Annotated in this window: 20 protein-coding genes; 13 read left to right on the top strand and 7 right to left on the bottom strand. The window is 39.4% G+C overall.

Annotated features, from left to right (window positions below; all coding sequences use genetic code 11):
* Positions 1-8 precede the first annotated feature (8 nt).
* Positions 9-1,022 carry a class II fructose-bisphosphatase gene (gene glpX, locus ADA56_RS07610; protein WP_049370031.1) on the bottom strand — a complete coding sequence of 338 codons (1,014 nt, stop codon included), beginning with the start codon at positions 1,020-1,022 and terminating at the stop codon, positions 9-11.
* A gap of 143 nt (positions 1,023-1,165) precedes the next feature.
* Here glpX and ADA56_RS07605 point away from each other — a divergent pair, with 143 nt between their 5' ends.
* The 13 genes from ADA56_RS07605 (at position 1,166) to ADA56_RS07545 (ending at position 11,978) form a co-directional block, all read left to right on the top strand.
* Positions 1,166-1,384 carry a cell division protein ZapB gene (locus ADA56_RS07605; protein ID WP_049370030.1) on the top strand — a complete coding sequence of 73 codons (219 nt, stop codon included), beginning with the start codon at positions 1,166-1,168 and terminating at the stop codon, positions 1,382-1,384.
* Positions 1,385-1,435: 51 nt separating this feature from the next.
* Positions 1,436-1,873: an FMN-binding protein MioC gene (mioC, locus tag ADA56_RS07600; protein ID WP_049370029.1), complete on the top strand. Its 438-nt coding sequence runs from the start codon at positions 1,436-1,438 to the stop codon at positions 1,871-1,873.
* Between the two features lie 429 nt (positions 1,874-2,302).
* Complete coding sequence (mnmG, locus tag ADA56_RS07595; RefSeq protein ID WP_049370028.1) at positions 2,303-4,192, top strand: tRNA uridine-5-carboxymethylaminomethyl(34) synthesis enzyme MnmG; 1,890 nt, start codon at positions 2,303-2,305, stop codon at positions 4,190-4,192.
* A 170-nt stretch (positions 4,193-4,362) separates the two neighbouring features.
* The gene (gene rsmG / locus ADA56_RS07590) at positions 4,363-4,974 is read left to right on the top strand and encodes a 16S rRNA (guanine(527)-N(7))-methyltransferase RsmG (RefSeq protein WP_005699323.1); all 612 of its coding nucleotides are present in this window, start codon (positions 4,363-4,365) and stop codon (positions 4,972-4,974) included.
* A gap of 140 nt (positions 4,975-5,114) precedes the next feature.
* Entirely contained in the window at positions 5,115-5,483 is a 369-nt protein-coding gene (locus ADA56_RS07585) for an ATP synthase subunit I (RefSeq protein ID WP_005699282.1), read from the top strand.
* A 41-nt stretch (positions 5,484-5,524) separates the two neighbouring features.
* On the top strand, positions 5,525-6,322 hold the full coding sequence (gene atpB / locus ADA56_RS07580) for a F0F1 ATP synthase subunit A (RefSeq protein ID WP_005699269.1): 798 nt from the start codon (positions 5,525-5,527) through the stop codon (positions 6,320-6,322).
* Positions 6,323-6,378: 56 nt separating this feature from the next.
* Positions 6,379-6,633, top strand: coding sequence for a F0F1 ATP synthase subunit C (atpE, locus tag ADA56_RS07575; RefSeq protein WP_005699353.1), 255 nt, complete (start codon positions 6,379-6,381; stop codon positions 6,631-6,633).
* A 37-nt stretch (positions 6,634-6,670) separates the two neighbouring features.
* Positions 6,671-7,141 (top strand): F0F1 ATP synthase subunit B, encoded by a 471-nt coding sequence (gene atpF / locus ADA56_RS07570; protein ID WP_005699345.1) that lies wholly within the window; start codon positions 6,671-6,673, stop codon positions 7,139-7,141.
* A 12-nt stretch (positions 7,142-7,153) separates the two neighbouring features.
* A complete protein-coding gene (gene atpH / locus ADA56_RS07565) occupies positions 7,154-7,687 on the top strand; it encodes a F0F1 ATP synthase subunit delta (protein WP_049370027.1) in 534 nt (177 codons plus the stop codon).
* A gap of 12 nt (positions 7,688-7,699) precedes the next feature.
* Positions 7,700-9,241: a F0F1 ATP synthase subunit alpha gene (gene atpA, locus ADA56_RS07560; protein WP_049370026.1), complete on the top strand. Its 1,542-nt coding sequence runs from the start codon at positions 7,700-7,702 to the stop codon at positions 9,239-9,241.
* An 18-nt stretch (positions 9,242-9,259) separates the two neighbouring features.
* Positions 9,260-10,129: a F0F1 ATP synthase subunit gamma gene (gene atpG / locus ADA56_RS07555; RefSeq protein ID WP_049370025.1), complete on the top strand. Its 870-nt coding sequence runs from the start codon at positions 9,260-9,262 to the stop codon at positions 10,127-10,129.
* Positions 10,130-10,145: 16 nt separating this feature from the next.
* Positions 10,146-11,519 carry a F0F1 ATP synthase subunit beta gene (gene atpD / locus ADA56_RS07550; protein WP_049370024.1) on the top strand — a complete coding sequence of 458 codons (1,374 nt, stop codon included), beginning with the start codon at positions 10,146-10,148 and terminating at the stop codon, positions 11,517-11,519.
* Positions 11,520-11,549: 30 nt separating this feature from the next.
* Positions 11,550-11,978 (top strand): F0F1 ATP synthase subunit epsilon, encoded by a 429-nt coding sequence (locus ADA56_RS07545; RefSeq protein WP_049370023.1) that lies wholly within the window; start codon positions 11,550-11,552, stop codon positions 11,976-11,978.
* A gap of 49 nt (positions 11,979-12,027) precedes the next feature.
* Here the strand turns inward: ADA56_RS07545 and ilvA are convergent, their stop codons facing one another.
* The 6 genes from ilvA to ADA56_RS07515 form a co-directional block, all read right to left on the bottom strand.
* Complete coding sequence (gene ilvA / locus ADA56_RS07540; protein WP_049370022.1) at positions 12,028-13,569, bottom strand: threonine ammonia-lyase, biosynthetic; 1,542 nt, start codon at positions 13,567-13,569, stop codon at positions 12,028-12,030.
* An 84-nt stretch (positions 13,570-13,653) separates the two neighbouring features.
* Positions 13,654-15,492, bottom strand: a complete 1,839-nt coding sequence (gene ilvD / locus ADA56_RS07535; RefSeq protein ID WP_049370021.1) for a dihydroxy-acid dehydratase — start codon at positions 15,490-15,492, stop codon at positions 13,654-13,656.
* Between the two features lie 36 nt (positions 15,493-15,528).
* On the bottom strand, positions 15,529-16,164 hold the full coding sequence (locus ADA56_RS07530; protein WP_049370020.1) for a hypothetical protein: 636 nt from the start codon (positions 16,162-16,164) through the stop codon (positions 15,529-15,531).
* On the bottom strand, positions 16,164-16,382 hold the full coding sequence (ilvM, locus tag ADA56_RS07525; RefSeq protein WP_049370019.1) for an acetolactate synthase 2 small subunit: 219 nt from the start codon (positions 16,380-16,382) through the stop codon (positions 16,164-16,166). Before ilvM ends, ADA56_RS07530 begins: the two co-directional genes overlap by 1 nt.
* A gap of 1 nt (position 16,383) precedes the next feature.
* The gene (ilvG, locus tag ADA56_RS07520) at positions 16,384-18,039 is read right to left on the bottom strand and encodes an acetolactate synthase 2 catalytic subunit (RefSeq protein ID WP_049370018.1); all 1,656 of its coding nucleotides are present in this window, start codon (positions 18,037-18,039) and stop codon (positions 16,384-16,386) included.
* Between the two features lie 185 nt (positions 18,040-18,224).
* Positions 18,225-18,863, bottom strand: coding sequence for a tellurite resistance TerB family protein (locus ADA56_RS07515; protein WP_049370017.1), 639 nt, complete (start codon positions 18,861-18,863; stop codon positions 18,225-18,227).
* Between the last annotated feature and the right edge of the window lie 106 nt (positions 18,864-18,969).

Below are 18,969 nucleotides of genomic sequence, written 5' to 3'. Positions count from 1 at the left end.
TATTTTCACTAATTTCTTAAAATCTCATAGATTTCAGAATCTTTTCTATCGAGATAATGGATGGATTGGATTTTACGAATGGTGCGTGATTTACCACGAATTAATAAGGTTTCTGTGGTTGCCAAGTTGCCACGGCGAGAAATTCCTTTGAGCAATTCACCATGCGTAATTCCCGTTGCAGCAAAAACAAGGTTATCATCACGTACTAAATCTTCTAATTTTAAGATTTCATTGACCTTCACACCTAAGGCTTCACAACGTTGAACTTCTTCAGCGGCAATTTTACGATTTTCTTCTGTATCGCCTTTCACTTCATTACGAGGAATCAGGCGAGCTTGCATATCCCCACCTAATGCACGAATTGCAGCGGCAGCTGCCACACCTTCAGGAGCACCGCCAATGCCATAAACCATATCCACTTCAGCATCCGGTAAACAACATAAAACTGAAGCGGCCACATCACCATCTGGAATGGCCATCACGCGAATACCTAGATTATGCATTTGATTAATCACTTCATCATGACGTGGTTTAGCGAGTACCATCACCGTTAAATCCGATAAGGATTTACCTAAACGAGAAGCTACACGGCGAAGATTTTGTTCAATCGGTAAACTTAAATCGATCATACCTTTCACTTCAGGGCCAACAACCAATTTTTCCATATACATATCAGGTGCTTTTAAAAAAGTACGTTTACCACCAGCAGCCAATACTGAAATGGCGTTTGATTGGCCCATAGCGGTCATTCTTGTACCATCAATCGGATCAACCGCAATAGAAACGAGCTCACCATTACCTGACCCCACTTTTTCGCCAATATAAAGCATTGGTGCTTCGTCAATTTCTCCTTCACCAATCACAATTTCACCGTCCATATGGATTAAATTCAGCATATAACGCATGGCTTTGACCGCCGCCTCATCTGCCGCATTTTTATTACCACGTCCAAGCCAAGTATAAGCCGCTAATGCAGCTGCTTCAGTTACTCTTGAAAATTCAATAGCTAATGCACGATTCATTTTTCTCTCCCAATGCAAAAAGTCTCGCTATTTTATCACTAAGCAAACGTTTGCATAATAAATTTTGACAAGAGGCTTTTAAAAATAGGATTAAGTGGGTAGAATAAAGCCGTTTCGGACTTATTTTAAAAAAGGAAATCACTATGTCTTTAGAAATTTTAGATCAGCTTGAAGAAAAAATTAGACAAGCAGTAGAAACCATTCAATTACTTCAACTTGAAGTAGAAGAATTAAAAGAACAAAAAAATCAATCTCAACAAGCGGTAGAAGCGTTGCAACATGAAAATGAGCAACTTAAAAATGAACACCGCAACTGGCAAGAACATATTCGTTCATTATTGGGTAAATTCGACAACGTATAATGACTATAAAGGCTTAGAAAATCTAAGCCTTTTTTCTTATTAGGAAACAATATGAATATTTGCGTGATTTCAGGCAGCACATTAGGCGGCGCTGAATATGTGGCAGAGCATTTAGAAGAGGTGTTAAAAACACAAAATTTTTCTACCGCACTTTTCCACGGACCAGAACTTGATGATGTGATTGATGAAAATATTTGGTTGATTGTCACTTCAACACATGGTGCAGGTGAATTGCCTGATAATTTGAAACCACTCTTTGAACAAATTGCGGCATCAGATAAAGATTTCTCTTCTCTCCGCTTTGCCGTTGTAGGCTTAGGCAATTCAGATTACGATACATTCTGTCATGCCGTGAATAAAGTTGAAACACAATTAAGTGAAAAAAGTGCGGTCAAAATTTGCAACAGTTTAAAAATCGATGTCTTGCATGTTGATGATCAAGAACAATTTGCTGAAGATTGGCTACCACAATTTATAAATGCACTTTAGTCATAATAAAGCGATAATTTGAGTTATCGCTTTTTCTTTATCCATTATCTAAAAAAATCACCTGTGGATAACTTTAATAAAACCTGTCAAAAACTTGTTTTTTTCCACTGAGTAAATATGATGATTGTTTTAACTGTGGATAAAATTAAAGGTTATCCACAAGAAAAAGCCTTCAAACTGACGACATTTCAACATAGTCTAAAACGATCTAACTTCTTCATTTAAAAAAGGAAAAGGATCTTATTTACAAGGTGAAAGGATCCTAATAGTAACAATAATAAGATCTTTATATATAAATAGATCTTATCTTTATAACCTCTCGATCTTATCTCATCACAGATTGAATTCTTACTTTCAAGCACACGTAATTTTCAGTAGAATAGCGCCTATTTTTAGATCGAAGATCAAATTGAAGACGAAGAGAGAGATATGTTTTACACCGAAAATTATGATGTGATCGTTGTGGGTGGCGGTCATGCCGGTACAGAAGCCGCGTTGGCTCCGGCACGCATGGGATTAAAAACCCTATTATTGACACATAATGTTGATACCCTTGGACAAATGTCATGTAACCCCGCTATTGGTGGTATTGGTAAAGGCCATTTAGTGAAAGAAGTGGATGCCATGGGCGGGTTAATGGCGCATGCTGCAGATAAGGCGGGGATTCAATTTCGTACTTTAAACAGCAGCAAAGGACCTGCTGTACGTGCAACTCGTGCTCAAGCTGACCGTGTTTTATATCGTCAAGCCGTACGCATCGCACTAGAAAATCAACCAAATTTAGATATTTTCCAACAAGAAGTAACGGATATTTTAATTGAGCAAAATCGCGTTTGTGGTGTGGAAACCAAAATGGGACTTAAATTTCGTGCTAAATCGGTCATTTTAACTGCCGGTACTTTCTTAGCGGGTAAGATCCATATTGGTTTAGAACATTATGAAGGCGGTCGCGCAGGTGATCCAGCATCTGTTACACTTTCTCATCGTTTACGTGATCTGAATTTACGTGTAGATCGTTTAAAAACCGGTACACCACCACGTATTGATGCACGCACGATCAATTTCGATATATTGGCTAAACAACATGGTGATGCCGTATTACCGGTATTCTCTTTTATGGGATCAGTGGATGATCACCCTCAACAAATTCCTTGTTATATCACCCACACCAATGAACAAACTCATGAAGTGATCCGTAATAACTTGGATCGCAGTCCAATGTATACCGGTGTAATTGAAGGGATTGGTCCGCGTTATTGTCCATCTATTGAAGATAAAGTGATGCGTTTTGCAGATCGTAATTCACATCAAATTTATTTGGAACCAGAAGGCTTAACCAGTAATGAAGTGTATCCAAACGGGATTTCTACCAGTTTACCGTTTGACGTGCAAATGGGCATTGTGAATTCGATGAAAGGTTTGGAAAAAGCTCGCATTATTAAACCAGGTTATGCCATTGAATATGATTATTTTGATCCGCGTGACTTAAAACCAACGTTAGAAACTAAATTGATTTCGGGTTTATTCTTTGCGGGTCAAATTAATGGTACAACCGGTTATGAAGAAGCAGCGGCACAAGGATTATTGGCGGGGATTAACGCAGGTCTTTATGTACAAGAAAAAGAGGCATGGTATCCACGCCGCGATCAATCCTATAGTGGCGTATTGGTGGATGACCTTTGCACGCTTGGTACCAAAGAACCGTATCGCGTATTTACTTCTCGTGCAGAATACCGTTTGTTATTACGTGAAGATAATGCGGACATTCGTTTAACGCCAATAGCCCATGAATTAGGCTTAATAGATGAAGCTCGTTGGGCACGCTTTAATCAAAAAATGGAAAATATTGAACAGGAACGCCAACGCTTACGCAGCATTTGGTTGCATCCGCGTTCTGAATATTTAGAAGAAGCCAATAAAGTGCTTGGCAGCCCACTTGTGCGTGAAGCCAACGGTGAAGATTTATTACGCCGTCCGGAAATAACTTACGATATTTTGACTTCTTTAACGCCATACAAACCGGCAATGGAAGACCGAGAAGCCGTAGAACAAGTGGAAATTGCCATTAAGTATCAAGGCTATATTGAGCATCAACAAGAAGAAATTGAAAAACAAAAACGCCACGAAAATACAGCTATCCCGGCTAACTTTGATTACAGCAAAGTTTCCGGTTTATCTAATGAAGTACGTGCGAAGTTGGAACAGCATCGTCCAGTTTCCATTGGTCAAGCGAGCCGAATTTCAGGCATTACTCCTGCGGCAATTTCAATTATTCTGGTGAATTTGAAAAAACAAGGCATGCTAAAACGTGGGGAGTAAACTTCTCAGGTATTGAAAGCAAAAGTGCGGTGAATTTTCATCGCACTTTTTTATATTACAAATTAAAAAGATGTAATTAGTAGGTTAAATTTTTGCTGAAATAAAAACACTAAGGATTTTAACCGCACTTTCAAGTAGAATGACGACAAACAGACAAGATAGATAGAAAAATGAAAGCAAAACTCGAAAATTTACTGACTCAAGCTGAAATCCAATTAACAGATCAACAAAAAGATCAACTGATCCAGTTAGTACAATTACTCAATAAATGGAATAAAGCCTATAACTTAACCTCTGTGCGTGATCCACAGGAAATGTTAGTGAAACATATCTTGGATAGTATTGTTGTTAGTCCTTATTTACAAGGGGATCGTTTTATTGATGTGGGAACGGGTCCAGGCTTGCCAGGCCTGCCTTTAGCCATTATTAATCCTACCAAGCAATTTGTCTTGTTAGATAGTTTAGGTAAGCGTATTAGCTTTATTCGAAATGCAGTACGTGAGTTAGGACTAACAAATGTAGAACCCATTCTTAGCCGCGTTGAGGAATACCAACCTGAACAAAAATTCGACGGTGTACTAAGTCGTGCATTTGCTTCGTTAAAAGATATGACAGATTGGTGTCATCATTTGCTAAAGAAAGATGGATATTTTTATGCCTTGAAAGGCATTTATCACGAAGATGAAGTTCAAGAATTAGACAAAAAATTCGAAGTAAAAGACGTAATAACTTTACATGTTCCTGAGCTTGTAGGTGAACGACATTTAATCGTTTTACGATAAAACACACTTTTTTTGTGACGATTTTGTGAATATTTTTTTAAAAGTGTGATTTGTTTAACATTTTTTAGTGGTTTAAAAGTTGAAACTCTTTGTAGCACGGGTATAATTAGATGGTTTTTGTATTTTAAAAAAATAAGATAATGTCTAAGGTTTTAACACAGGCTAAAAATCGATATCAAAAGGCGATAATCATTGAGTCGGTTTGTCTTGTTGTTTTTGGGGTATTCCTTGCAATTTGGCAAGGTGAAAGTGCGGTAGATTTCAGTTTAGGATTTATCAGTGCTTTTGTACCATTTTGTGCTTTTGCTTATATTGTTTTTTTTCGCAAACAAGATTTTTCAACAAAATTAAAGGCATTTTATCTTGCTGAAGTAGTTAAGTTTCTATTCACTATTTTGTTGGTTATAACCTTTTTTAAATGGTTTGAAATTACTAATTTTTTACTGTTTTTTAGCGGTTTTATGGTGGCATTATTATTGAATAATTTGCTTCCTTTTTTGTTTAGATAAAACAGCATCCATTTTATTATTTTTTATACAGGGTATTTATTATGTCAGGACAAACCTCGATTGAGTATATCCAGCACCATTTGACTTACCTAACCACAGGGGAAGGATTTTGGACCTTTAATTTAGATACATTTTTCTTTTCTATCGTTTGCGGTTTAGTTTTTATTGGTATTTTTTATAAAGTAGCTAAAAAAACGACAACCGGTGTTCCAGGAAAATTGCAGTGTGCAGTTGAAATGGCTGTAGAATGGATAGATGGTGTCGTTCGTGAAAACTATCATGGAAAACGAGGGGTTATTGCGCCATTAGCATTAACTATCTTCGTTTGGGTGTTTATCATGAATGCAATTGACCTTGTACCTGTTGATTACATCCCTCAACTTTTTGCTTTAATTAGCGGAGATCATCATATTCCTGTACGTGCCGTGCCTACTACAGATATGAACATGACCTTCGCAATGTCTATTTCTGTATTTATTCTAATTCTGTTTTATACCGTGAAATCTAAAGGTATTACAGGATTGGTTAAAGAATATACGTTACATCCTTTTAATCATTGGGCTTTTATTCCCGTAAACTTACTATTAGAGTCTGTTACTTTAATTTCAAAACCAGTCTCTCTTGCTTTACGTTTGTTCGGTAATATGTATGCTGGTGAGTTGATTTTCATTCTTATCGCAGTGATGTATTCAGCTAATGCTTTCGTTGCTGCTATGGGAGTGCCATTGCATTTAGTTTGGGCTATATTCCATATTTTGGTTATAACGTTGCAAGCCTTTGTTTTCATGATGTTAACTGTTGTTTATCTCAGTATCGCTTATAACAAAGCCGAACATTAATTAACTTTTTTATTAACAAACCGGGCGAAAGCCTTAACTCAACTTGGAGAAATCTTATGGAAACTGTAATTAGTGCAACAATTATTGCATCTGCGATTATGCTTGCTTTTGCTGCTTTAGGTACTGCAATTGGCTTCGGTCTTTTAGGTGGTAAATACCTAGAATCTGCAGCTCGCCAACCTGAATTAGCTAACTCACTACTTACAAAAATGTTTATCGTTGCAGGTCTATTGGATGCGATTGCTATGATTGCAGTTGGTATCGGCTTGTACTTTGCATTTGCAAACCCATTTGCCTCATTATTAGGTTAATAAACAACAAACAGCCTATTAAAGAAGGGGGTATGTTGTGAATATTAATGCAACATTAATTGGCCAAACTATAGCATTTATCATCTTTGTATGGTTTTGTGTTAAATATGTATGGCCACCAATTATTAAAGCAATTGAGGAACGTCAGAGCCAAATTGCGAACGCGTTAGCGTCAGCTGAAGCAGCGAAAAAAGAGCAAGCAGATACTAAAAATCTTGTGGAACAAGAACTTTTATCTGCAAAAGTACAAGCTCAAGAGATTTTAGATGCTGCGAATAAACGTCGCAATGAAGTGTTAGACGAAGTGAAGGCAGAAGCCGAAGAACTGAAAGCAAAAATTATTGCTCAAGGTTATGCTGAAGTAGAAGCAGAACGTAAACGTGTTCAAGAAGAATTACGTGTTAAAGTGGCTTCATTAGCAGTGGCTGGTGCTGAGAAAATTGTGGGTCGTTCTATTGACGAAGCGGCAAACAATGACATTATTGATAAATTAGTTGCAGAGTTATAAGAGGCTTAGCTTATGTCAGAATTAACTACAATAGCTCGCCCTTATGCAAAAGCTGCATTCGACTTTGCCATTGAACAAAGTGCGGTCGAAAAATGGACTGAAATGTTAGGTTTCGCTGCTGCCGTAGCTGAAGATGAAGCGGTAAAAGCTTACTTAAGTAGTTCTCTTTCTGCACAGAAATTAGCTAATACAGTAATTTCTATTTGTGGCGAACAATTGGATCAATATGGGCAAAATCTTATTCGGTTAATGGCTGAAAATAAGCGTTTGAGTGCGATTTCTACCGTGTTTGAAGAATTTAAACATTATGTAGAAGAACACCAAGCTATTGCAGAAGTTGAAGTAACTTCCGCACAACCATTGAATGCAACACAAATCGAAAAAATTGCAGCTGCAATGGAAAAGAGATTAGCTCGCAAAGTAAAATTAAATTGCAACGTAGATAGCTCACTGATTGCCGGTGTGGTTATTCGTACTGAAGACTTTGTGATTGACGGAAGTAGCCGTGGGCAACTTGCTCGTCTCGCAAACGAGTTGCAATTATAAGAGGAATACAAGATGCAACTAAATTCAACTGAAATTAGTGAATTGATTAAAAAACGCATCGCTCAATTCGACGTGGTGAGCGAAGCCCGTAATACAGGGACAATCGTTTCTGTAAGTGATGGGATTATTCGTGTTCACGGTTTAAGCGATGTAATGCAAGGTGAAATGATCGCCTTGCCAGGCAACCGTTACGCAATGGCACTTAACCTTGAACGTGATTCTGTTGGTGCGGTAGTAATGGGTCCTTACGCAGACTTAGCGGAAGGTATGGAAGTACAATGTACTGGTCGTATCCTTGAAGTACCAGTTGGTCGTGGTTTACTAGGTCGCGTGGTAAACACACTTGGTCAACCAATCGATGGCAAAGGCGAAATTGAAAACGATGGTTTCTCTCCTGTTGAAGTTATTGCGCCAGGTGTTATCGATCGTAAATCTGTTGATCAACCAGTACAAACTGGTTATAAAGCGGTTGACTCAATGGTGCCAATCGGTCGTGGTCAACGTGAGTTAATCATCGGTGACCGTCAAACAGGTAAAACAGCATTAGCAATCGACGCAATCATCAACCAACGTGATTCAGGTATTAAATGTATCTATGTTGCGATCGGCCAAAAAGCTTCAACTATCGCAAACGTAGTACGTAAATTAGAAGAACACGGTGCACTTGAAAACACTATCGTTGTTGCAGCGTCAGCGTCTGAATCAGCGGCATTACAATACCTTGCACCTTACTCAGGTTGTGCAATGGGTGAATATTTCCGTGATCGCGGTGAAGATGCGTTAATCGTTTACGATGACTTATCAAAACAAGCTGTTGCTTATCGTCAAATTTCATTATTATTACGTCGTCCACCGGGTCGTGAAGCATATCCAGGTGACGTATTCTACTTACACTCACGTTTACTTGAACGTGCAGCACGCGTAAATGAAGAATACGTAGAGAAATTTACTCAAGGCGCAGTAAAAGGAAAAACAGGTTCTTTAACCGCTCTTCCTATTATTGAAACTCAAGCGGGTGACGTTTCAGCATTCGTTCCAACTAACGTAATTTCGATTACCGATGGTCAGATTTTCTTAGAATCTAACTTATTTAATGCTGGTATTCGTCCTGCGGTAAACCCTGGTATTTCGGTATCTCGTGTGGGTGGTTCTGCACAAACTAAAGTAGTGAAAAAATTAGCTGGTGGTATCCGTACTGCATTGGCTCAATATCGTGAATTAGCGGCGTTTGCTCAGTTCGCATCTGACCTTGATGATGCAACCCGTAAACAACTTTCTCACGGTGAAAAAGTTACTGAATTATTGAAACAAAAACAATATGTACCGCTTAGCGTAGCAGACCAATCTGTGTTGCTTTTCGCGGTTGAGTTTGGCTATTTAGAAGATGTGGAATTGCAAAAAATTGCAAGTTTTGAAGCCGCACTTTTAGATTATGCTCGCCGTAACCACAGCGAGTTTATGGCTGAATTGACCAAAACCGGTAATTACAATGATGAAGTTAAAGCATCATTGAAATCGATTTTGGATAACTTTAAAGCCAACAGCGCGTGGTAAAAGTAACGGAGAAATAAGATGGCAGGTGCAAAAGAGATAAAAACCAAAATTGCCAGTGTACAAAGTACACAAAAAATTACAAAGGCAATGGAAATGGTGGCGACCTCGAAAATGCGTAAAACGCAGGATCGTATGTCGGCTTCTCGTCCGTATTCTGAAACAATACGAAATGTTATCAGCCACGTCTCTAAAGCAACTGTTGGTTATAAACACCCATTTTTAATTCAACGCGAAGTAAAAAGAGTCGGGATCTTAGTGGTCTCGACTGACCGCGGAATGTGTGGCGGTTTGAACATTAACTTGTTTAAAACTGTGATGACAGAAATCAAACAATGGAAAGATAAAGGTGTTACTGTTGAATTGGGCTTAATTGGCTCAAAAGGTATCAGCTTTTTCCGCTCATTAGGATTACCTGTTCGTGCACAACTTTCCGGTTTGGGTGATAATCCGGCAATGGAAGATTTAATCGGGGTCGCAAACGACATGTTTGATGTCTATAAAGACGGCGAAGTAGATGCAGTTTATATTGCCTACAATAAATTCGTTAATACAATGGCACAAAAACCCGTTTATCAACAATTAATACCATTACCGGCATTAGAAACCGATAATTTAGAGCAAAGACAAAGCACCTGGGATTACCTTTACGAGCCAGAGCCAAAAGTCTTATTAGACAGTTTGCTTACTCGTTATTTGGAATCACAAGTGTATCAATCTGTGGTAGATAACCTTGCTTCCGAGCAAGCTGCTAGAATGGTAGCAATGAAAGCGGCAACTGATAATGCAGGTAATTTAATCAATGACTTGCGATTAGTTTACAATAAAGCCCGTCAAGCAAGTATTACAAATGAATTAAACGAAATCGTCGCCGGCGCGGCAGCGATTTAATAAAAGAGGAACGGTAATGTCAGCAGGAAAAATTGTACAAATCATCGGTGCGGTGATTGACGTTGAATTCCCACAAGATGCAGTACCAAAAGTTTACGATGCATTAAAAGTTGAATCAGGTTTAACCCTTGAAGTTCAACAACAATTAGGTGGCGGCACAGTTCGCTGTATCGCATTAGGTACATCTGATGGCTTAAAACGTGGCTTAAAAGTAGAAAACACTGGTAACCCAATTCAAGTTCCAGTAGGTACAAAAACGTTAGGTCGTATTATGAACGTATTGGGTGAACCAATCGATGAGCAAGGTGATATTGGCGCGGAAGAAAATTGGTCTATCCATCGTCCAGCACCAAGCTATGAAGAACAATCTAACAGTACGGAATTACTAGAAACTGGTATCAAAGTTATCGACTTAATTTGTCCATTCGCAAAAGGTGGTAAAGTTGGTCTATTCGGTGGTGCGGGTGTAGGTAAAACCGTTAACATGATGGAATTAATCCGTAACATCGCGATCGAGCACTCAGGTTACTCTGTATTTGCGGGTGTAGGTGAACGTACTCGTGAAGGTAACGACTTCTATCATGAAATGAAAGATTCTAACGTATTGGATAAAGTATCATTAGTTTACGGACAAATGAATGAGCCACCAGGTAACCGTTTACGTGTTGCGTTAACCGGTTTAACTATGGCTGAAAAATTCCGTGATGAAGGTCGTGATGTATTATTCTTTGTGGATAATATCTATCGTTATACCCTTGCTGGTACTGAAGTATCTGCGTTATTAGGTCGTATGCCATCTGCGGTAGGTTACCAACCAACCTTAGCAGAAGAAATGGGTGTACTACAAGAACGTATCACTTCAACCAAAACAGGTTCTATCACCTCTGTACAAGCGGTATACGTACCTGCGGATGACTTAACTGACCCATCTCCGGCAACAACTTTTGCGCACTTAGACTCAACAGTTGTATTAAGTCGTCAAATTGCGTCTTTAGGTATTTACCCTGCGGTTGACCCATTAGATTCAACTTCACGCCAATTAGACCCACTTGTTATCGGTCAAGAGCACTATGATGTAGCACGTGGCGTACAAGGTATCTTACAACGCTATAAAGAATTGAAAGATATCATCGCAATTCTTGGTATGGACGAGTTATCTGAAGAAGATAAATTAGTGGTAGCACGTGCACGTAAAATTGAACGTTTCTTATCACAACCGTTCTTCGTTGCTGAAGTATTCAACGGTACACCAGGTAAATACGTTTCTTTAAAAGAAACTATCCGCGGCTTTAAAGGTATTTTAGACGGCGAATACGACCATATTCCAGAACAAGCGTTCTACATGGTCGGTACAATCGACGAAGCGCTAGAAAAAGCCAAAAATATGTAATCGCTTCAAGTCATTTGAAGGAGAACAAAAATGGCGACATTTAACCTAATAATAGTCAGCGCAGAGCGAAAAATCTTTGAAGGTGCTGTGAAACAAGTCCAAGCAACAGGTGTGGAAGGTGAACTTGGTATTTTACCAAACCACACCCCTTTAATGACGGCTATTAAGCCGGGGATTGTTAAATTCACCCTTGAAGATGGCAAAGAAGAAGTTATCTATGTTTCAGGCGGCTTCTTAGAAGTTCAACCTAAAGTAGTGACTGTGCTTGCCGATGTTGCAATTCGCGGTAGCGAGTTAGATGCAGATCGTATTCTTAAAGCAAAACGCAAAGCTGAAGAAAATATTGTGAATCACGCTGTTGATGTGGATCATGATTTACTTGTAGCTAAACTTTCTAAAGAGTTAGCGAAACTTCGTGCTTACGAACTTACTGAAAAACTCGTTAAATCAAAACGATAAGTTAATGATAATAAAAAAGAGCGGTTATTTTGACCGCTCTTTTTGTTTTTTATCGTAAGAAATATCGATACGCTTTACTTTCACTCACATCTTCATAAACATAGCCGAGTTCAGCTAAAGCTTTTTCAAATTCTGCGTTATCTTTTTCGCCTAATTGGAAAGCTGCAAGAATATTACCGTAATCGGCTCCATGCGCACGATAATGGAATAATGAAATATTCCAACGTTTACCCAAAATTTCTAAGAATTTAAGTAAAGCGCCTTTTTGTTCTGGAAATTCAAAGCTATAAAGTCTTTCATGATGACTAGAAACTCGTCCACCCATTAAATAACGCACGTGAGTTTTCGCAATATCATCATCAGACATATCTTCTACATCAAAGCCATTTTTCGTTAAATCAGCAATAATTTCCGATTTTTCAGCTTCATTAGCCGTGCGCACACCAACGAAAATACAGGCTTTTTGATTATCTGCATAACGATAACTGAATTCTGTTACTGCACGGTTGCCGATGACATGGGCAAATTTTAAGAAGCTGCCTGGTTGTTCAGACATCGTTACCGCCAATAAAGCCTCACGGTTTTCACCAATTTCACAACGTTCTGAAACATAACGCAATGTATGGAAGTTAAGGTTAGCGCCAGATAGAATTGCCGCCATATTTTTGCCTTCCAGATTGTTTTGTTTCACATATTTCTTCAAACCAGCTAATCCTAAGGCACCAGATGGCTCAGCAACAGCACGCACGTTTTCGAATAAATCTTTCATTGCCGCACAAACTTCATCGCTGTCTACTAATACCATACCGTCTAAATATTTTTGACATAAACGGAATGTTTCATCACCAATACGTTTTACTGCTACGCCATCGGCAAATAGCCCAACATGTGCTAGATCTGTAGGTTCTCCTTTTTCTAAGGCGGCATTCAAACAAGCTGAATCTTTGGACTCGACACCAATGACTTTGATTTCCGGCATGAATTGTTTGAGTAAAATGGCTACGCCAGCGGCGAGACCACCGCCTCCGACTTGCACAAAGACATAATCTAAATCGGCAACTTGTTGCAACATTTCCATCGCCAATGTGCCTTGACCGGCGATAACCAATGGATGATCAAACGGCGGAATAAATGTCATATGTTTAGATTTTGAAAGCTCAATAGCTTTAGCTTTTGCTTCATCAAAATTGGCTCCGTGTAACAACACTTCACCACCAAAACCACGAACGGCATCCACTTTAATGCTCGGTGTATTTTGTGGCATAACAATTAATGCTTTTAATCCAAGCTGTTTTGCTGATAAAGCAACACCCTGAGCATGATTACCCGCGGAAGCAGCAATGACACCAGCCTGTTTTTGTTCATCAGAAAGGCTGGAAATCATTGCATAAGCACCACGAAGCTTAAAGCTATTTACTGGCTGGCGGTCTTCACGCTTAATCCAAATATTATTATGTAGTCGCTCGGATAATTTTTCCATTTTTTGTAGCGGGGTTACAGTAGCGGCTTCATATACTCTGGAGCCAAGTTTAACAATCGCGTTAATGTAATCCGATTGAGAGGGTTGAGGATTGGTGAGTAGGTTTTTCATGATATTTGTTGTTTATGATGAAGTGCGGGTAATTTTTTCTTTGTTTTATTTCTCCCTCTCATAAAAGAGAGGGAGAATCATACACTATTTTAAAAGTGTTTTATCACGAACGGCACCTTTATCCGCAGAAGTGGCGAAGTGGCCAAATACTTTTAATGCAAAAGACACTTCACGTTCACGGTTAGCTGGTTGCCAGCCTTTGGCATCTTGCTCGGTACGGCGTTTTGCTAATTCTTCATCGCTGATTTTGAGATTAATCGCGCGATTTGGAATATCGATTTCGATAATATCATCATCATGTACTAAGCCGATCGCACCGCCAGAAGCTGCTTCAGGAGAAGCGTGACCGATAGATAAACCAGATGTACCGCCAGAGAAGCGACCATCTGTTAATAAGGCACATTTCTTACCTAAGCCCATGGATTTTAAGTAGCTGGTTGGATACAACATTTCTTGCATACCAGGGCCACCTTTTGGACCTTCATAGCGGATGACTACCACATGGCCTTCTTTCACTTTGCCACCTAAAATACCGGCTACCGCATCTTCTTGGCTTTCAAATACGATTGCACGACCGGTGAATTTCCAGATAGACTCATCCACACCTGCAGTTTTTACTATACAACCGTCTTTTGCGATGTTACCAAATAATACAGCTAAGCCGCCTTCTTGAGATATCGCATTTTCTTTATTACGAATACAACCGCCTACACGGTCATCATCTACGCTATCCCAACGGCAATCTTGTGAAAAGGCTTGCGTGGTGCGAATACCTGCAGGACCTGCACGGAAGAATTTGTGTAGTTCTTCATCTTTATTACGAATGATATCGTATTGATTTAATTGCTCTTCTAAAGTCATACCTAACACAGTTTTGGTGTTACGGTGGATTAATCCTGCGCGATCTAATTCACCTAATAATCCCATAATCCCACCTGCACGGTGTACATCTTCCATGTGGTATTTATTGGTGTTTGGTGCAATTTTGCTTAAGCAAGGCACAACGCGTGATAAGCGGTCAATATCCGCCATTTTGAAATCTACACCCGCTTCTTGAGCAGCCGCTAATAAGTGTAAAACGGTATTACTTGAACCACCCATCGCAATATCTAAACTCATTGCATTTTCAAAGGCTTCAAAGGTGCCGATTGAACGTGGTAATACGCTTTCATCGTCTTGCTCGTAATAGCGTTTGCAAAGTTCAACAATTTGACGACCTGCTTGTAAGAATAATTCTTTACGGTCAGCATGGGTCGCCAACATCGAGCCATTGCCAGGTAAAGATAAACCTAAGGCTTCGGTTAAGCAGTTCATTGAGTTAGCAGTAAACATCCCTGAGCAAGAACCACAAGTAGGGCAAGCACTGCGCTCAATGGCATCAACATCTTTGTCGCTGACATTCACATCAGCGCTTTGGATCATGGCATCAATTAAGTCTAATTTGATGAGCTGGTCGGAAAGTTTGGTTTTACCCGCTTCCATCGGACCACCTGAAACGAATATGGTTGGAATGTTTAAACGCATTGCTGCCATCAACATTCCCGGGGTGATTTTGTCACAGTTGGAAATACACACCATCGCATCAGCACAGTGAGCATTAACCATATATTCCACGCTGTCCGCGATTAAATCACGGCTCGGTAAGGAATAAAGCATGCCTCCGTGACCCATCGCGATCCCATCATCTACTGCGATGGTGTTAAATTCTTTTGCCACGCCGCCGGCTTTTTCAATTTCAGCCGCGACTAGTTGACCCATGTCTTTTAAATGAACATGCCCTGGTACAAATTGGGTGAATGAGTTCACCACCGCAATAATCGGTTTACCAAAGTCATTTTCTTTCATCCCTGTTGCACGCCATAAGGCACGTGCACCCGCCATATTACGACCTTGTGTACTGGTCGCCGAACGTAGTTTTGGCATAAATAATCTCTCCAAGTAAATTTTTAGGGTTTATTTTTATTTTCCAGATAAAGACTGAATTGCATAAAAAGGTAATGAGATAATTGCTAACGGTACAAAAATAATCATTGCCGCTGATGCTCGTCCAGCTACTGTAACGTTATCCTCTGTTGCTTCAGCACTGAATCTTTTTTCTTGACGATATTCTAAGTACTTAGTTTCTAAAGGTTTAATCAATTTGGCTTTTTTCAAAATCTCATTTTTGTTTTTAATATCAACAATTTCACCATATTCCATTATAAAAAATATATTATGTTCCTGCATATAGTAATATTTTTGTCCATAGAGCTCATTAGATTGCTTTTGAGTAAGCTCTTTATCATTAAAATATAATGTTAATGTAGCTTTCACTTTGTTTTTTTCAACATCTTTAGCGATAGAATGAATTTTCACAGATGATATGTTTTTTACGTAAGGTGATTGTAAGATACGAATTAAATCTCCAGTTTCACTATATTTTGAACCGGCAAAGTGATAACTATTAAGTTGCCCTATAGCATAAATGTTGTCTTCTGCTATAAAGAAAGAGTGTATTACTTCTTTTTGAGAAGATAGTTCTTTATCTTGTAATGAAGTGCATCCAAATAGTACGAAAGTAATAAGTAGCTCCAATAACAAACATATATTTTTCATTATTTTATTTCCATAACATCCGGCAATTTCGCCAACTGATTTACCAACAAATCAAAAGTGCGGTCAGATTTTACAGTGATTTTTAACTGTACTTGGGTGTCTACCAATGCCATATCCATATTGGTCACGGTAAAGCCACGTAAACGAATAACACGTAATACGCGTTCTAAAACCTCTGGGCGATGTTGAGTAGTCAATTCAAAAGTATAGTGGTTCATCTTAAATTTCCTCCAACATATCAGCATTACACGCACCCGGTGGAACTAATGGCCATACGCATTCCTCCGGTGGAATGCATACTTGTAGTAAATAAGCGGTTTCGCTATTTAATAAGCGATTAAGTGCTGCATCCACCTCATCAGTACGCTCAATGCGTTCAGCTGGAATATCAAAGGCTTTTGCCAACATCACGAAATCAGGGTTATCTTCTAAAATGGTTTCAGAACGGCGTTTGTTCCAGAAAAGGTCTTGCCATTGACGCACCATGCCAAGGCGTTGGTTATCTAACAGCAAAATTTTTACCGGTAATTTGCCGCGTTTGATAGAGCCTAATTCCTGAATGTTCATCATCAATGAACCATCACCCGTCACTAAAATCACTTCATCATGAGGGCGTGCTTTTTTCGCGCCTACCGCTGCAGGTAAACCAAATCCCATGGTGCCGAAACCCGCGGAGGTAATATAGTTTTCTGGTGCAAAATGACGCATATGTTGTGCAGACCACATTTGGTGTTGGCCCACATCGGTGCAAATCACCGCATTTTGAGGTTTACGCTGAGAAAGCGTGTTGAGCAACGACCAAGGGTCAATAGGTCGGTTGCCTACATTGTCAATATAAGTGAAATCGAGTTTCGCTTTCAATGCTTGAATGTGTGCTCGCCAATCGTCAATTGCAAGCGGGATACTTAAAGCCTCTAAGGCTTGAATTAAATCACCTTGAAGGGCAACATTTGCCACACGAAGTTTGTTGATTTCTGCTGCATCAATATCACAATGAATGACCTTCGCGTGTGGTGCAAAACTGTCTAATTTACCGGTCACACGGTCATCAAAACGCGCACCGCATACTAACAATAAATCACATTCTTGTACGGCAATATTTGCTGCTCTTGTGCCATGCATACCAATCATGCCCATATAAACGGGATCGGTTGGGTCAATTGAGCCTAAACCTTTCAATGTTGAAACGGATGGCATTTTGGTGATTTGTAGGAATTTTTTGACCGCTTGTGTGGCTTTCGCCATACCTACACCACCACCTACATAAAGCACTGGTTTTTTCGCTTGTGCCAATAATTGTTTTGCTTCAGCTAATTTTAATTCTGAAAGTGCGGTTGGTTTTACGACTGGTTTGACAATGGGTTTGATATGTTCAGGTACATCGCTCACTTGGATGTTGCGAGGTACATCGATGAGAACTGGACCAGGTCTGCCACTTTGTGCAATTTGAAAAGCAGAGGCAATAATTTCGGGGAGTTCTTCGATGGATTGCACAATGTAGCTGTGCTTGGTGCAAGCAAGAGATAAACCTAAAACATCAGCTTCTTGGAAAGCATCGGTACCGATAAGAGGGGCGGCCACTTGGCCAGTAAATGCCACGATTGGCACAGAATCAGCAAAGGCATCGCCTAAACCGGTAATTAAATTGGTTGCACCCGGGCCAGAGGTTGCCACACAAACGCCGACTTTGCCTGTAGAGCGCGCATAACCAATCGCGGCTATTGCAGCACCTTGTTCATTACGACAAAGGAGATGGTCAAGACCTGAGTCATAGATGGCATCATAGGTTGGCATGATTGCCCCGCCTGGGTAGCCGAAAAGATCGGTTACACCGTGCGCTTTTAAACATTCGATAATGAGTTGTGCGCCTGTCATGTTGCTTCCCGTTTTTATGATTATTAAATAATTTTATGAATATTGAAGTTTTGCATTGTAGCGGAATTTTTCGCCTTTGGTTAGGTTTTCGCGAAAAAACAAATGAAAAAAACACGATAACTAAGATTATCGTGTTTTTTGATAAGAAGTGCGGTCAGAAAACGTAATGTTTTCTACACACAAAATTAGAAGCCTGCTTGTTTTTCTAATTGTTCAACAAGCGCATCATCTAAACCTAACGCTTGAGCTAAATCTGCTAAGAAAATGATTTCTTTGCGAGATAAATCTTTGCTTACTAAACGAGCCGCTAAGTATACATTGCTTGCAAGTGCAGTATCGTTACCTACAAGACGTGCAATTTCATTGATAGAAATTGGATTTTGGATTTCTTGTTCAAGCCATTGCGCTAATTCAGGGTTGTTACCCGCTTCGTTTGCGATAGTTTGTTTTTCATCTTCAGTGATTTCACCGTCTGCTGCCGCTGCGGCGATCATAGTACGTAAAATTAATTCACCCGCATCGACATGGCTTGATGAATTTAATACATCAAACGCATTTTCTGAAATGTTTGGTTGGCTATTTTGTTGGGATTTTTGATAGTTTTGGTATGCTTGGTAAGCAAGATTACCTAATACAGCAAGTGAGCCTAATTTTGCTAAACTTGCGCCACCGCTGCGGCCTAAAATCATTGATAAAATACCGCCTAATGCTGCACCACCGCCTACTTTGGTGAGAGAGTCGATTGTTTGGTTGCCGGTTTCAAGTTTGCTTGCAGAGTTTTTAGCCACATCTAAAACTTGATTTAAAATGCTGTTGAGATCCATAAATGTTTCCTTTTGGTTGTTAATAGAGATTAAATTCGGCCTTTAGACAGTGATTTTTTAAAAAAATTCATTATTTTTAACCGCACTTTAAATCAAATTCTTGACT

Source organism: Parahaemophilus parainfluenzae, from assembly GCF_001055095.1.
Lineage (GTDB): Bacteria > Pseudomonadota > Gammaproteobacteria > Enterobacterales > Pasteurellaceae > Haemophilus_D > Haemophilus_D parainfluenzae_Z.
The sequence above is the reverse complement of the archived record's forward strand: the minus strand, read 5'-3'. Positions and strand labels throughout refer to the sequence as shown.